The sequence below is a fragment of the Streptomyces sp. Alt3 genome (assembly GCF_030719215.1).
Classification (GTDB): Bacteria; Actinomycetota; Actinomycetes; order Streptomycetales; family Streptomycetaceae; genus Streptomyces; species Streptomyces glycanivorans.
In genome coordinates this window covers 3,475,130-3,490,501 of the sequence record NZ_CP120983.1, presented here as the reverse complement: position 1 = coordinate 3,490,501, position 15,372 = coordinate 3,475,130, and the positions used below count along the sequence as shown (strand labels likewise).

Annotated in this window: 12 protein-coding genes; 7 read left to right on the top strand and 5 right to left on the bottom strand. The window is 72.2% G+C overall.

The annotated features are described in order from the left end of the window. Window positions 1-160 precede the first annotated feature (160 nt). The 3 genes from afsR to P8A20_RS15025 all read right to left on the bottom strand — a co-directional run bounded on the left by afsR (window position 161) and on the right by P8A20_RS15025 (window position 4,544). Entirely contained in the window at window positions 161-3,118 is a 2,958-nt protein-coding gene (afsR, locus tag P8A20_RS15035) for an SARP-family global regulator AfsR (RefSeq protein ID WP_306103648.1), read from the bottom strand. 178 nt (window positions 3,119-3,296) lie between these two features. Continuing rightward, complete coding sequence (locus P8A20_RS15030) at window positions 3,297-4,121, bottom strand: MerR family transcriptional regulator (RefSeq protein ID WP_147958969.1); 825 nt, start codon at window positions 4,119-4,121, stop codon at window positions 3,297-3,299. 219 nt (window positions 4,122-4,340) lie between these two features. Beyond that, complete coding sequence (locus tag P8A20_RS15025) at window positions 4,341-4,544, bottom strand: cold-shock protein (RefSeq protein WP_003967102.1); 204 nt, start codon at window positions 4,542-4,544, stop codon at window positions 4,341-4,343. A gap of 285 nt (window positions 4,545-4,829) precedes the next feature. Between P8A20_RS15025 and P8A20_RS15020 the strand changes: the two genes are divergently transcribed. From P8A20_RS15020 to P8A20_RS15005, 4 genes are all read left to right on the top strand, one after another. Then, window positions 4,830-5,708, top strand: a complete 879-nt coding sequence (locus P8A20_RS15020; RefSeq protein WP_147958970.1) for a menaquinone biosynthetic enzyme MqnA/MqnD family protein — start codon at window positions 4,830-4,832, stop codon at window positions 5,706-5,708. Window positions 5,709-6,169: 461 nt separating this feature from the next. Continuing rightward, window positions 6,170-7,855 (top strand): serine/threonine-protein kinase, encoded by a 1,686-nt coding sequence (locus P8A20_RS15015; protein WP_306103647.1) that lies wholly within the window; start codon window positions 6,170-6,172, stop codon window positions 7,853-7,855. A gap of 72 nt (window positions 7,856-7,927) precedes the next feature. Continuing rightward, window positions 7,928-9,127, top strand: coding sequence for a cyclic dehypoxanthinyl futalosine synthase (gene mqnC / locus P8A20_RS15010; RefSeq protein ID WP_147958972.1), 1,200 nt, complete (start codon window positions 7,928-7,930; stop codon window positions 9,125-9,127). A gap of 7 nt (window positions 9,128-9,134) precedes the next feature. Then, window positions 9,135-9,779, top strand: a complete 645-nt coding sequence (locus P8A20_RS15005) for an imidazolonepropionase-like domain-containing protein (protein ID WP_147958973.1) — start codon at window positions 9,135-9,137, stop codon at window positions 9,777-9,779. Window positions 9,780-9,784: 5 nt separating this feature from the next. Here the strand turns inward: P8A20_RS15005 and P8A20_RS15000 are convergent, their stop codons facing one another. Next, window positions 9,785-10,738, bottom strand: a complete 954-nt coding sequence (locus P8A20_RS15000) for a DUF3152 domain-containing protein (RefSeq protein WP_147958974.1) — start codon at window positions 10,736-10,738, stop codon at window positions 9,785-9,787. A 433-nt stretch (window positions 10,739-11,171) separates the two neighbouring features. On the opposite strand from P8A20_RS15000, the gene P8A20_RS14995 reads away from it, so the two are divergent. After that, complete coding sequence (locus P8A20_RS14995) at window positions 11,172-11,864, top strand: demethylmenaquinone methyltransferase (protein ID WP_147958975.1); 693 nt, start codon at window positions 11,172-11,174, stop codon at window positions 11,862-11,864. Window positions 11,865-11,876: 12 nt separating this feature from the next. Here the strand turns inward: P8A20_RS14995 and P8A20_RS14990 are convergent, their stop codons facing one another. Next, window positions 11,877-12,395, bottom strand: coding sequence for a GNAT family N-acetyltransferase (locus P8A20_RS14990; protein WP_306103646.1), 519 nt, complete (start codon window positions 12,393-12,395; stop codon window positions 11,877-11,879). A gap of 97 nt (window positions 12,396-12,492) precedes the next feature. Between P8A20_RS14990 and P8A20_RS14985 the strand changes: the two genes are divergently transcribed. Together P8A20_RS14985 and mptB are read left to right on the top strand one after the other, a co-directional pair. Next, window positions 12,493-13,776 (top strand): geranylgeranyl reductase family protein, encoded by a 1,284-nt coding sequence (locus P8A20_RS14985; protein ID WP_147958977.1) that lies wholly within the window; start codon window positions 12,493-12,495, stop codon window positions 13,774-13,776. Between the two features lie 76 nt (window positions 13,777-13,852). Next, window positions 13,853-15,370, top strand: a complete 1,518-nt coding sequence (mptB, locus tag P8A20_RS14980) for a polyprenol phosphomannose-dependent alpha 1,6 mannosyltransferase MptB (protein ID WP_306103645.1) — start codon at window positions 13,853-13,855, stop codon at window positions 15,368-15,370. Window positions 15,371-15,372: the final 2 nt, after the last annotated feature.

Sequence of the window (15,372 nt, the reverse complement as noted above, 5' to 3'; positions counted from 1 at the left end):
CCGCCCGGCAACTCCCCCGTGGGTCCCCGGGCGGGCCTTCATGGCCGCTCAACATATCCCTGCGGCGTATGCCGGACCGTCTGCCCCCCGACGCGACGGTTCGACAAGGGAGAGAATGCCGGGTCGCGATAAACGAACGATGAACGCCTCCCGTGACGGCTCAGGCGGCGGCCGCGGGGCTGAGCAGAGCGCGTACCTCCGCAGCCTCGGGCGAACCCAGCCCTTCGTATATGGCCAGGGCTTCGTGCCAGCAGACGTGGGCCCGGCCCGCCTGGCCCACGTCCCGCAGAGCCCTGCCGAGCACCATGAGCACGTTGCCCCTCCGCCACTCCCCGCCTATCCCGCGCAGGACGGCGAGTGCCTTCTCCGCCTTCGCGGCCGCCTGCGCCGGAGCCCGTGCGGCGAGGTCGACCTCGGCCAGGCGGAAGATCGTCATGCCCTCCCAGAGACGTTGCCTGCTGTCGCGGAAGACCGCCAGGGCTTCGCCGAGCCGCTCCGCGGCGTCCGAGAGATGTCCCCGCTGGGTGAGGGCCAGCCCAAGTGCGTACCGGCCGTTGGCGCCGCGCAGGGCGTGGCCCAGGCCGTCGTAGATGTCGATGCCCTGCTGGGCCAGGGTCACGGCGCTCGATGTACGCCCCATCGCGAGATGGATCCGGGAGAGGTTGCACAGGGCGCTGGCCTCACCGGGGCGGTTCTCGTCGGCCCGGAAGTTCGCGATGGCCTGCTCCAGGTACGTCTCCCCGTCGGAGTGGCGGTTCTGGTAGAGCGCGATGATCCCGAGGTCGTTGGGCGCCCAGCAGTTCGGCAGCGGATCGTCGGCCGCCCGTGCGAGCACCATGGCCCGCTGGGCATCCCGCTCGGCCAGGTCGAACCGTCCCGCCACCAGCCGCACATTGGTGAGGGTGGTGAGGGCACGTCCCTCCGCCCGGTCGTCGCCCATCTCGTGCGCCAGATCACGCACGGCGGTCGCCGCCGCCTCGTACTGCTTCGAGTTGGCGCCGGACTCCGCCAGGTCCTTGGCGGCCCAGAGCAGATCGACCGCGCGGCGGAGCGTGCCCCGGCCCGAGGACTGACGCACGCATGCGAGAAGCGAGTTGGCCTCGGTGTAGAGCCAGTCCTGTGCGTCGTGACGGTCGGCGAAGGCGAGGCCGGCGTACTGCGTGGGTTCCCGGTGGTCCGCGAGCCGGTCCCCCGGCCGCTCCAGCGCGTACACCCCCGCCGCCGTGGCCAGGTAGAAGTCCAGCAGTCGCGAGAGCGCCAGCTCCCGCTCCACCGGCGGCTGTTCGTCCCGTTCCGCGCATGCACGCGCGTAGAGGCGCACCAGGTCGTGGTAGCGGTAGCGGCCCGGGGCCGCCGACTCCAGGAGGCTGGTGTCGACCAGCGACTCCAGGAGGTCCTCCGCCGTGTGGGGGTCCAGGTTCAGCAGGGCGGCGGCCGCCGCGAGGGAGACGTCCGGGCCGTCCGCCAGGCCCAGGAGGCGGAAGGCGCGGGCCTGGGCCGGTTCCAGTTGGCCGTAGCCGAGCTCGAAGGTGGCCTTCACCGCGAGGTCGCCGGCCTGGAGTTCGTCGAGGCGGCGGCGTTCGTCGGCGAGCTTCGCGGCCAGCACCGAGACCGTCCAGGTCCGGCGGGCGGCCAGCCGGGACGCGGCGATACGGATGGCCAGCGGCAGGAAGCCGCACGCCGCCACCACGTCCAGGGCCGCCTCGCGCTCCGCGCGGACGCGTTCGTCGCCGACGATACGGGTGAAGAGCTGCAGGGCCTCCTCGGGCGACATCACGTCCAGGTCCACGAGGTGCGCGCCGGCCAGGCCGACCATGCGGACCCGGCTCGTGACCAGGGCGGCGCAACCCTCCGTACCGGGCAGCAGGGGCCGGATCTGGGCCGCGTCGTGGGCGTTGTCGAGCAGGACGAGGATGCGGCGGCCGTCGAGGACGGAGCGGTAGAGCGCGGCCCGTTCGTCCAGGGAGTCCGGGATCGCGGAGTCGGCGGTGCCCAGTGCGCGCAGGAACGCGCCGAGGACGGTCTCGGGTTCGGCGGCCGTGGCGCCCGCGCCCTGGAGGTCGACGTACAGCTGGCCGTCAGGGAAGTGCGGGCGTGCCCGGTGCGCGATGTGGACCGCGAGGGTCGTCTTGCCGACGCCGCCGATGCCGGCCAGTGCGGAGACCGCCATGACGGACCCCTCGGCGGTCACCAGCCGGTCGCCCAGCTCGCGCACGAACGAGGCGCGGCCCGTGAAGTCCGGCACGGTCGCGGGAAGCTGGGCCGGCCGGACCGGCACGGCGGCGGGGGCGGGCTCGTCGGCCGGACGGGCCAGCTCCTCGTCCGCCCGTAGGATCCGCTGCTGCAGCTGGGACAGTTCGGGGCGCGGGTCGACGCCCAGTTCCTGCGCGAGCAGACGGCGGGTGTCGGCGTACACCGCGAGTGCCTCGGCCTGCCGGCCGCTGCGGTACAGGGCCACCATCAGCAGTTCGCGCAGGCGCTCGCGCAGCGGCTGCGCGGCGGTGAGCGCGGTCAGTTCGGAGACCGCCTCCGCGTGGCAGCCGACCTCCAGGTCGAGGTCCAGCCGGGTCTCGGTGAGCTGGAGGCGCCACTCCTCCAGGCCGGCGCGCTGGTTCTCGGCGTACGGGCCGGGGAGTGAGGCGAGGGCTTCGCCGTCCCAGAGGCCGAGCAGCTTGTTGATCAGCGCGCGGGCCTGGCCGCGGTCCCCGCCGCCGCGCGCCTTCTCCGCCTCCGAGGCCAGGTCCTGAGCCAGCGTCAGGTCGAGTGTCTCGCGCGGGATCCGGACGGCGTAGCCTCCCGCCTCGCTGACCAGGGTGTCCTGCCCCAGGGTCTTGCGGAGCCTGGACGCGTACGTACGCACCGTGGCCAGGGCCTGGGACGGCGGCTCGTCACCCCAGAGGGCGTCGATGAGCTCGGCGGCGGTGGCCGTGCGGCCGTAGCGCAGCAACAGGGCTGCAAGCAGAGCGCGTTGCTGTGGAGAGCCCGAGGGGAGTGCCTCGCCGCCGCGCCAGACGCGTACCGGGCCGAGCACGGTGAAGCGCAGTTCGGTGCCGGCCGCTTGCTCCCGCGGCGTCCGTTGCTCCGGAACGCGCACGCCGGGTCCGTTGTCGCGGTCCATGATGCCCCCCTGTCCTGCTCGCCCCGCCGGTGCTGCTGATCCCGCTCTGCTTCATACCGTTGGTATCGCGGTCAACAGTCTGCCTTGTCATGGGCGGGCTCGTCAGTATCGGGTGACGCTCTGCACAGGCCCTCGACAAGAACGAGGGACGAGGGCCCGTACGGAGGGTGATGTCAGGTCAGCCGACGAGGGGCAGCTGGAGTTCGGTGACCCACGCCTCGCGGTCCTCCGGGCACTCCAGGGAGACCTCCCGGGAGTATCCGGCCGGGCGTCGTCCGTGGTCGTCGATCCAGCGGGCCAGGGTCTGCTCGGTCGCCAGAACGTGGTCCATGGAGCCCCGGTGCACGATGGTCGCCGCCTCGAAGGCGGGGAGTTCGACGACGGTGACGCCCGTGTCGCCGAGCGGGCCGGCGGGGGCCTCGACGGTCACGCCGGCGTGGACGACGACCGCTCCGTCGCCGTCCGGACCGTCCTCGTACCGGGCGATGCCCGGACCGGTGGGGCGGACGCCCGCCGCGGCGAGCAGCGGGAACAGCCTCTCGTACAGCGGTCCGATGACCGGGGTGATGTCCTGGGGCTGGTACCCCGGGGCCATGGAGGTCACCTCCGCGACCCGCACCGCCGGGACCTGCTTGATCTGGACGTCGTTCTCGGGCATGCGTCCCTCGCTCTCGATGGACCGGAGCCTCGCCTCGACCTGGGTCAGCCGGGCCGCCGCGGCGGCCATCGCCGCCTCCAGCTCCGCCCGGCGCAGCCGCAGCATTCCGCGCAGCTCGTCCGCGTCGACCCGTTCGTCGACGACGGCCCGCACCTGTTGGAGCGTGAAGCCGAGGTCCTTGAGCGCGATGACGCGGTTGAGGCGGGCGAGCTGGGCGGCGCCGTAGTAGCGGTAGCCGGTGGCGGGGTCGGTGCGGTCCGGGCGCAGCAGGCCGATGGCGTCGTAGTGGCGCAGCATGCGGGCCGACACCCGCCCGTGCCGGGCGAAGTCTCCGATGGTGAACATGATGGCTCCCACTGCACGGCCTCACACGATGTGAAGGTCAAGCACCCCGTCGTCCCGCGATCCGCGACCGGGCTTCCGTCGTCCCGCGTTCCGTCGTCCCGCGTTCCGCGGTCCCGCGCCCGGTGTCCGGGAAAGGCAGGAGCCCCGCTCCTCCGCCGAGACGGGGAGCGGGGCTCCTTGGGTACTGCTCACTCGGCCGCGATCGGCCGACCCGGGCAACTAGGCCGGGGTGACGTTCTCAGCCTGCGGACCCTTGGGTCCCTGAGTGACGTCGAAGTTCACGACCTGGTTCTCCTCGAGGGAGCGGAACCCGGACGCGTTGATCGCGGAGTAGTGGACGAAGACATCCGGGCCGCCGCCGTCCTGGGCGATGAAGCCGAAGCCCTTTTCAGCGTTGAACCACTTGACGGTTCCGGTAGCCATAAGCCCTCCTTGGGCCAAAGGGTTGCCCTGCTCCAGAACCTGCAAACAAGTCTGAAAACTACAAAAGCCTGCGGGTTACATGCTCCGCAGGCTCTGTACTGCAAGGGAAACCAAACTGCAACTTGCGGGCGAGCCTAGCACGCAGTCTGTGGGGAGCGGTAGAGGGAAAGATCACTTCACCCGGATGTTTGATTGGGCCCCCGGAGAGCTGACGGACAAGGCGGTCGTGGGGCACTCGGACGCCCCGATGATGTCGGCCGGGAGGGACAGGTCTAGCCTCGCGATGTGGACAATTCAACCGTCTCTCCCGCAGAAGGCGACGACCGTCGCAGCAGGCCGCGCGTCGGCCACATCCAGTTCCTGAACTGCCTTCCCCTCTACTGGGGCCTGGCACGGACCGGGACCCTGCTCGATCTGGAGCTCTCGAAGGACACCCCTGAGAGACTCAGCGAGCAGCTGGTCAGGGGGGACCTCGACATCGGTCCCGTCACCCTGGTCGAGTACCTGCGCAACGCCGACGACCTGGTCGCACTGCCCGACATCGCCGTCGGCTGCGACGGCCCCGTCATGTCGTGCGTGATCGTGTCCCAGCTCCCCCTGGAGCAGCTGGACGGGGCCCGGGTGGCTCTCGGCTCAACGTCGCGCACCTCCGTGCGGCTTGCTCAGCTGCTGCTCGCCGAGCGCTTCGGCGTCGCCCCCGATTACTACACCTGCCCGCCGGACCTCGGCCTGATGATGCAGGAGGCCGACGCGGCCGTCCTCATCGGTGATGCCGCGCTGCGGGCGAACCTGCACGACGCGCCCCGCCTGGGGCTGCAGGTCCATGACCTGGGTGAGATGTGGAAGGAGTGGACGGGGCTGCCGTTCGTCTTCGCGGTCTGGGCGGCGCGCAAGGACTATCTGGCCTCGCACCCCGACTACGTCGAGAAGGTCCACGAGGCGTTCCTGGCCTCCCGCGACCTCTCTCTGGAGGAGGTCACCAAGGTGGCCGAACAGGCGGCGCGCTGGGAGTCCTTCGACGCCGAGGTGCTGGAGCGGTACTTCACCACGCTGGACTTCCGCTTCGGCCCCGACCAGCTGGCCGGGGTGCGCGAGTTCGCCCGGCGGACCGGCCCCACGACCGGGTTCCCGGCCGACGTGAAGGTGGAACTGCTCGGCGGCTGACCGCCGGCGGTGCCCGGGGCGCCGCGGTCCGTGAACCGACGTGGGGGAGGGGAGGGACGGGAATGGGTGCCGGAAGAAAGATGAATCCTGCACCATCCCGGGCCCTGCTTCTCCGCGCCGCGCTTTACCCCTGACGCGGGACTCCGGCATTCCGTTCCCTTGAAAGGGTGCGAATGTCGGAGTTCTGTCACGGGGTCCTCTCCGCATCCCTCTCGGCGTATCCCCCATACACCTCTTCGGGGGCGGCCGGGCGAATAGCGGATGCCCCGTGGAACGCCTTCCGGTTTCTCTCCGGTGAACCACCGTCGGCGCGGACGAACGACGTATTCGCGCCTTTCCGTGTGGCGAAATCCCTGCTTCGTGCCCATAGGGGCGATATCGGCAGAAGGGGTCTTCGTGACCGTGCGACCTCGGCGGCCTAGGCTGCCGTCCGAGTCCCGGGGTCCACAGGGGGAGACCGTATGCAGCCGCTGGAAGCCGGCGAACCACACACCATCGGCGCCTACCGGTTGCTCGGCAGACTCGGCGCCGGCGGCATGGGCCGGGTCTACCTGGGCCGCAGCACGGGCGGACGCACCGTCGCGGTCAAGGTCGTGCACCCCCACTTCGCCCTGGACGAGCAGTTCCGCGCGCGGTTCCGGCGCGAGGTGGACGCCGCCCGGCGCCTCGGCGCGCGGTGGACGGCCCCGGTCCTGGACGCCGACCCCGAAGCGGCCGTGCCCTGGGTGGCGACCGGATACGTCGCGGGGCCCCCGCTCTCCGACGCCGTGACCCGTTACGGTCCACTGCCCGAGTACGCGGTACGGGCCCTGGGGGCAGGCCTCGGCGAGGCACTCGACGCCGTGCACGCGCACGGCCTCATCCACCGGGACGTGAAGCCCTCCAACGTCCTGCTCGCCCTTGACGGGCCCCGGCTGATCGACTTCGGCATCGCCCGGGCACTGGGCGCCACCGTCTCCCTCACCTCCACCGGCGTATCCGTCGGTTCGCCCGGCTACATGGCCCCGGAACAGATCCGCGGCCTGGACATCTCCGGCGCGGCCGACGTCTTCTCCCTCGGGGCCGTCCTCGCCTACGCGGCGACGGGCACCGCGCCCTTCCCCGGCGACTCGTCCGCCGTACTCCTCTACAAGGTGGTGCACGAGGAGCCCGAACTCGGGGACCTGGAGGGCGAACTGCGTGAGCTGGTCGCCGGGTGCCTCGCCAAGGACCCCGCGGACCGGCCCGCCCCCGCCGAACTCGCCCGCACGCTCGCGCCCGGCGGCGCGGCGGCGCTGGTGGCGCCGGGCTGGCTGCCGGGCCCGCTGGTCCGCGAGGTCAGCCGGTCGGCGGTGGCCCTGCTGGACCTGGAGCCCCAGGAAGCACCGGTGCGGTCCGGGCCCGTGCCGTTCAGCAGCCCCTCGCTGGGGAGCGCGCCGCCCGGAGCCTTCGGCCCGCCGCTGCCGCCCCCGCCGGCCGGACCGCCGGCCACCGCGGACACGGCGGGGGAGCGCGGCCCGGGCGGCTCCCGTGTCGCCGTCACCATGGACGCCGGCCCGCGGTCCGGCACGCGCCGGGGGCGACGGATCAGCTGCACCGTCGCGCTGGCCGTCGCCGGGGCGCTCGCGGTGGTGACCGTCGGCGTCGCGACGCTGGGGGACCTGATCACGGGCGGGAGCGGGGACGACGACCACGGCAACGACGCCGCCGGGGCGCCGCCGGCCACCGGCACGCGGGACCCGGCGGACTCCGGGAAACCGTCTCCGACGGCCGCCTCCCCGGGGTCCGGCGCGGTGAGCGCGGTGCCCAGGACGTTCGCCGGCACCTGGAAGGGCTCCGCGACCGAACGCAGCGGCGCGCCGCACGGCACGGTCACCGCCGTGTTCGTCGAGGGGAAGAAGGGCGCGGAGGTGGTCCGGCTGTCGTACCGCTTCGACGCGCTCGGGACGACCGTCGTCTGCAAGGGGATCGGCACCCTCGTCTCCGGCACGGCCACCGAGCTGAAGATCCGGGAACGCGCAGACCCGGACGCCCGTACCGGCGCGATGTGCACCGGTGGTGACGCCGACCTGGACTTCACCCTCACCTCCGAGGACACCCTGCGCTACGAGTCCCACGAGGAGGCCGCGGGCACCCCGAAGGGGACGCTCACCCGGTCCGACGGCTGACCCCGACAGGGGCTGGCGTAGGCTGGATCGGTCCGTGGATCCGTAGAAAAACCGCCGAAAGGTGACAGCCCGGTGACCGAGAAGGCCGACCTTCAGCCCGTCCTCGACCGCGCCGCCGAAGGCGGGCGGATCTCCCCGGAGGAGGCGCTCGACCTGTACAGGTCGGCTCCGCTGCACGCGCTGGGCGCCGCGGCCGACGCGGTGCGCCGCCGCCGCTACGCCGGTACGGAGCACATCGCGACGTACATCATCGAGCGCAACATCAACTACACCAACGTCTGCGTCACCGCCTGCAAGTTCTGCGCGTTCTACGCACCGCCCAAGGACACCGGCAAGGGCTGGTCCCGGGACCTCGACGACATCCTGCGCCGCTGCGCGGAGACCGTCGAGCTGGGCGGCACCCAGATCATGTTCCAGGGCGGCCACCACCCGGACTACGGCGTCGAGTACTACGAGGAGCACTTCTCCGCGATCAAGAAGGCGTTCCCGCAGCTGGTCATCCACTCGCTGGGTGCCTCCGAGATCGAGCACATGGCCCGCATCTCGGGTGTCTCCGCGAAGGAGGCCGTCGAGCGGATCCACGCCGCCGGTCTCGACTCCTTCGCCGGCGCGGGCGCCGAACTGCTGCCCGCCCGGCCGCGCACGGCGATCGCCCCGCTCAAGGAGTCCGGCGAGCGCTGGCTGGAGATCATGGAGATCGCCCACGGTCTGGGCGTCGAGTCCACCTCCACCATGCTGATGGGCACCGGCGAGACCAACGCCGAGCGCATCGAGCACCTGCGGATGATCCGCGACGTCCAGGACCGCACGGGCGGCTTCCGCGCCTTCATCCCGTACACCTACCAGCCGGAGAACAACAAGCTGAAGGGGCGGACGCAGGCCACGCTCTTCGAGTACCTGCGGATGATCGCCATCGCCCGGCTCTTCCTCGACAACGTCGCCCACATCCAGGGCTCCTGGCTGACCACGGGCAAGGAGGTCGGCCAGCTTTCCCTGCACTACGGCGCGGACGACCTCGGTTCGATCATGCTGGAGGAGAACGTCGTCTCCTCGGCCGGTGCCAGGCACCGCTCGAACCGGCTGGAGATCATCGACCTGATCCGCAAGGCGGGCCGCGTCCCCGCCCAGCGCGCCACGACCTACGAGCACCTCGTCGTCCACGACGACCCGGCGAACGACCCGGTCGACGAGCGCGTCGTCTCGCACATCTCCTCCACGGCGATCGCGGGCGGAACGGCGCACCCGGAGCTCAAGCTCCTCGACGCCAACTGAGCCGCACATGCTGACCGTTCACGCCGCCCCGCTGGTCCTCCCGGTCGGCTCGGCGGGCGTGGACGACGGCGCGGTCGCGGTGGACGGCGACCGGGTCGTGGCCGTCGGCCCGTACGACGTGGTGACGGCCGCCCGTCCCGCCGCCCGGATCCGGCGGTGGCCGGGCGTCCTCACCCCCGGGCTGCGCCAGTGGGACGGCGTCCCCCTGCTGACCCGCTGCTACCACCCCGACCCGCGCGAGGCGGACGAACTCGGCGAGGAGCCCCTGACCGGGGCGGACTTCGAGCGGCTGGCCGCGCGGATGGACGAGCCCCGCAGAGCGGGCAGCGTACGCCGCGGGCTCCAGCGCATGCTGCGCCACGGCACCACCCACGTCGCGGGAGGGTTCGCCGATCCCGCCGTACGCACCGCCGTGGGCCGCGCGGGCCTGACGGTCGTCCCACCCGCCGGGGCCCAGGCCGGCGAGCCGGACCTGGACCCCTTCGCCCGGGGCCGCGACCTGGCGGGATCCGTGCACGGCCCGCTCGAGGTCGGCGGCCGTGCCGACCTCGCGGTCTTCGACGTACCGGACGAGGCGGCGCTGTGCGCGGCGGGCGCCCAGGCCTGCGTGGCGACCGTCCTCGGCGGCCGGCTGGTGTACCGGCGGCGGTGACCCGCCTACGGTACGGACGGTCCGCCCAGGTAGCGGCCCTTCGCGTCATGGGGCCAGGCGTTGGACACGCAGCCCTTCAGGCCCTTGATCTGCTGCATCATGGCGGGAGCCGGCTTGCCGGCGCCGGGGCAGGTCTCATGGCCGTGGCCCAGCCAGTGCCCCACCTCGTGATTGATGATCAGGGCCCGGTACTCGGACGCCGTCCCGTCGAAGGTCGGCGAACCCAGCTGCCACCGGGCGAGATTGACCATGACGTTCTTCCCGCCCCGGCAGTTCACCTCGCCCCTGGTGTCGAGGCCGTACTGCCCGCATAGCCGGTCGGTGGTCCTCGGAGTCCCTATCCGGATCACCAGCCCCGCCGACCCGTCGTCGACCTGGCGGAAGGTGCGGCTTCCCCCCTTGCTCCAGCCCCGGGGGTCGGAGAGTATCCGCGCGACGTCCTCGGCGGCGCGGTCCGGGTCCACGCCGATGCCGTCCTCCACCTCGACGCGGTAGCGGCTGCCGCCGCCAGGCCTGACGCCCTCGCGCGCCACCGTGAAGGTGCCGGGGCCCGAGGGGGGTACGGAGCCGGCGTCCACGGACTCCTCCTCGTCCGGGACCTCTCCGGCGTCCGGCGAGCTCCCGGCGGACTTCGCGGCCTCCGGACTCGCCGGCGCCTGTGCCGAGGGCGTGGCCGGGGACGGGACGGCCCCGGACCGATCCCGCCCGGCAGCGGCAGCGGTGGCGGCGTCGGCGTTCCCGTCCTGCCACGGCGGGGAGACGTGGAGGAACGCCGCCACGGCGACGGCCGCGAGGACCGCCCCGGTGAGGCCCGCACGCCGTCGCCGTATTCGCGTCAGGCGGCCGGCGGCCCGCCTCCGGGGCCCTTTGCCCGAGCGCAGCGTTCCCGGCGCGGGTGCCCCGGCCCTCCGGCCGCTGCGGCTCGCGTTCCGTGTTCGATGAATCTCGTCACTGTGCATGCTGTGGTGAATGTCCGTGGTCTCGGTGTGACCGCCCGGGACGGAAGGATCATCCGCCCCGCACGCTGACCTGCTTCTCGGGCACCCGGTGCCCGTCCGCGTTCCGCGTGGGGCCGGCAGCCCGCTCTCCCGTCCGTCGTCCGGGAGTTGCTGTGGGTCACCGGCGCGGAATCCCCTTTCCCTCGTCCGGTGAGACGATGATCAAGGCGGTGCTGTTCCCGAAAACGCGGATGACCTGTGTGGGCGCCGCATCCGCCGGGCCCGGGACGCCGGTCCCAGGGTGCGACCGGGCCCCGCCCGCACGGCGCGACGCCCTTCCCGCACGGTGCGAAGGACCCCGCTCGCACGGTGCGACGCCCCGACCGCGAGGAAAACGCCTGACCCGGTCCACGCCGCCGCGAGGCACCGGAGGCCGGGCTGCTTGAATGGGAGGGTGACCCGAGCATCCCTGGACAAGCAGCCGCACGAAGTCGCCTCGATGTTCGACGACGTGGCGGCGAACTACGACCTCACCAACGACGTGCTGTCGCTCGGACAGGCGCGGCTGTGGCGCAAGGAGGTCGCCCGGGCCGTCGACGCGCGCCCGGCGCAGAAGATCCTCGACCTCGCCGCCGGGACGGCCACCTCCTCGCAGCCCTTCGCCCGGGCCGGTGCCTACGTGGTGCCCTGCGACTTCTCGATCGGGATGCTCAGGGTCGGCAAGGAGCGCCACCCGTGGATGCCGTTCACCGCGGGTGACGGCATGAGGCTCCCGTTCAAGGACGAGACCTTCGACGCGGTCACGATCTCCTTCGGGCTGCGCAACATCCAGGACACCGGCGCCGCGCTGAGCGAGCTGTACCGGGTCACCAGGCGCGGCGGGCGGGTCGTGATCTGCGAGTTCTCCCAGCCGACGTGGACACCCTTCCGGACCGTCTACACCGAGTATTTGATGCGGGCGCTGCCGCCGGTGGCGCGGGCGGTGTCGTCCAACCCGGACGCCTACGTCTACCTCGCCGAGTCGATCCGCGCCTGGCCCGACCAGGCCGGCCTGGCGACGCTGCTGCAGAAGGCCGGCTGGTCGGACGTGGCCTGGCGCAACCTCACCGGCGGAGTCGTGGCACTCCACCGGGGCGTACGCGCCTGACCGCCGCGGGGCTCAGAGCTCCAGCCGGAAGCAGTACGCCTCCTGCTTCGACACCGGGCTCGTGTACGTCTCGGCCTGCCGCATTCCGAGACGTACCGCCACCGCCACCGAGCGGGCGTTCCGCGTGTTGATCATCGCCACGACCTCCCGTATCCCGAGCGCCCTCATCCGCTCCAGCGTGACGCGCGCGGCGGCGGTCGCGTAACCGTGCCCCCAGGAGGCCCGGCCCAGCCGCCAGCCGATCTCGATCTCACCCACCGGCCCGAACGACGTGTGCGGCCACGGCTGGGCGCCCGTGAAACCGAGCACCTGGCCGGTGTCGTCCAGCACCGTCCACAGGCAGTGGCCGAGCTCCGCGTCGTGCCGGCGCTGGCGGGCGGTCAACTCCTCGTACACGGAGTACTCCGCCCTGCGGCCGCCGTGGAACTCCATCACCTCCGGATCGTCGAACACCCGGTACCAGGCCAGGGCGTCCTCGTCGGTGGGGACACGCAGATGTACGGACGGGGTCGAGTCAGGCACGTGCGTCATCGGGGAGCCCTTCGGAAGGTTGATCAGCAGGCACCCATAGACTGCACGCGACATGTGCCGCGCGGCACGCGAATTCGAGTCTTCGGGAGATCCGACCGTGACCGAGCCCCTCTCCGAACACAGCGCGGACGTGATCGTCGTCGGAGCGGGCCCAGCCGGCTCCACGACCGCGTACTACCTCGCGAAGGCCGGACTCGACGTCCTCCTCCTGGAGAAGACGGCCTTCCCGCGTGAGAAGGTCTGCGGCGACGGTCTCACCCCGCGCGCCACCAAGCAGCTCGTCTCCATGGGCATCGACATCTCAGAAGAGGCCGGCTGGCTGCGCAACAAGGGCCTGCGCATCATCGGCGGCGGCGTCCGCCTCCAGCTCGACTGGCCGGATCTCGCCTCGTACCCGGACTACGGTCTGGTCCGCAAGCGCGACGACTTCGACGAGCAGCTGGCCCGCCAGGCCCAGAAGGCCGGCGCACGGCTGTACGAGCGCTGCAACGTCGGGGAACCGGTCAAGGACGAGCGCACCGGCCGCATCACCGGTGTCCACGCCAAGCTCGGCGAGGAGAAGACCCCGGTCACCTTCCACGCCCCGCTCGTCGTCGCGGCCGACGGCAACTCCACCCGGCTGTCCCTCAACATGGGCCTGCACCGCCGGGAGGACCGCCCGATGGGTGTCGCGGTCCGCACGTACTTCACCTCTCCCCGCCACGACGACGACTACCTGGAGTCCTGGCTGGAGCTGTGGGACCGCCGCGGCGCCGAGGACCGGCTGCTGCCGGGCTACGGCTGGATCTTCGGCATGGGCGACGGCACGTCCAACGTCGGCCTCGGCATCCTCAACTCCTCCTCCGCCTTCAAGGAGCTCGACTGGCGCGAGGTGCTCAAGGCTTGGTGCGCCTCGATGCCGGAGGACTGGGGCTACACCCCGGAGAACATGACGACGCCGATCCGCGGGGCCGCGCTCCCCATGGCGTTCAACCGGCAGCCGCACTACACCAAGGGCCTGCTGCTCGTCGGTGACGCGGGCGGGCTCGTCAACCCGTTCAACGGCGAAGGCATCGCGTACGCCATGGAGTCGGGCCAGATCGCCGCGGACGTCATCGTCCAGGCGCACGCCCGCGCCACCCCCGCCCAGCGGGAACTGGCCCTGCAGCACTACCCGAAGATCCTCAAGGACACCTACGGCGGGTACTACACGCTGGGCCGCGCGTTCGTGAAGATGATCGGGAACCCGAAGGTCATGAAGATCGCCACCCAGCGCGGCCTGACCCACCCGGTCCTGATGAAGTTCACGCTGAAGATGCTCGCCAACCTCACCGACCCGACGGGCGGCGACGCCATGGACCGCATCATCAACGGCCTCTCGAAGGTCGCGCCGAAGGCCTGAGCGGGGCATGGAGTGACGGGCCCGGGCCGGCCCGGGCCCTGCTTCCCGGTGGTCGGTCCTACGGTAGGTTCGGCCCATGGGGGCAACAGGGACATGGACCACCGGCGGCTTCCGCCGGCTCGGCGCTGCCGGGTCGGCGGCGATCGCGCTGGGAGGCTGGGCCGTCGGCACGCTCCCGGCCCACGACCCCTGGGGCCTGTGGGTGGACCACGGACCCGCGGTGAGAGCCGCGGGCTACGCACTCTCGTACGGCGGACTGACGGTGCTCGTCGTCGCCTGGTGGCTGTACGGGAGGGCCGGAGCCTCCGTACGCGACACCCTCGTCACCCTCGGATGGTGGACGGCGCCGCTGGTCCTCGCGCCCCCGCTGTACAGCGCCGACGTCTACAGCTACATCGCGCAGGGTGCGATGGTCCTCGAAGGACACGACGTCTACAGCATGGGGCCGTCCGTCCTCGATCCCGACGGGCCGGGCGGCGACGCGGCGGCCAGCGTCGGCGGGCACTGGACCGACACCCCGGCCCCGTACGGCCCGTTCTTCCTCCTCCTCGCTCGCGGCGTCGCGTGGGCGACCGGCGGCACCCTCGTGCCCGCCGTGCTGGGAATGCGTCTCATCGCCCTCGGCGCGCTCGTGCTCGTCGTGTGGGCCCTGCGCAACCTCGCCCGGGAGCACGGACGCAGCGAGAGCGCCGCGCTGTGGCTCGGGGCGCTGAACCCGCTGCTGCTCATCCACGTCGTCGGCGGCGTCCACAACGACGGGCTGATGACCGGCCTCATGCTGGCGGGCGTGCTGCTCGCCCTGCGCGGGAGGTGGATCACCGGGTCGGCGCTCATCGGGCTCGCCATGATGGTGAAGTCACCCGCCGCGGTGGCACTGCTGTTCGTCGGTGTCGTGGTGGGCCGGGCGGCGACGGGCCCGGTCGTACGCCGGGTCGTGAAGGGCCTGCTGGCGCCGGGGCTGGTCGCTGCGGCCGTCGTCGTCGGCGTGACGTTCCTCGGCGGCACCGGCTTCGGCTGGATCGGGACCCAGAGCGTCGCCGGACGCATCCACACAGCGCTGTCCCTCAGCAGCGACCTGGGCCTGGGACTGGGGGAACTCCTGCGGCTCCTGGCCGGGACCGACCCGGATCCGGTCAAGGCCGCCGTGCAGAACCTGGGTCTGCTGATCGCGCTGGTGCTGATCGCACGCCTCGCGTGGCACGCGACGACCGGACGTACGGAACCCGTGCGCGCCCTGGGTCTCGCGCTGCTGGCCCTGGTCGCGCTCTCACCGATGGTCCAGCCCTGGTACCTGTTGTGGGCGACGGCGGTGCTCGCCGCCACGGCGAGCGGCGGCCGGGCCCTGGGCGCGGTGACCGTGCTCTCGGCGGCGCTCGTCTACGAGACACAGCCCTCGGGATCCACCCCGCCGTACGGCTTCGTACTGGCGGCCCTGGTGTGCGCGGCGGGCGTGCTGCTCCTGCGCAGGGACCGGGCCGGCGCCGGACGAGGACACGTGCCGGGACAGCGCCGTCCGCTGGAGACCGCTGCGAATGCCCCTGCTGAGATCGTCTCGGAGACCGCCTCGGGGGCGGACGCGCCCGGCGCACGATGACG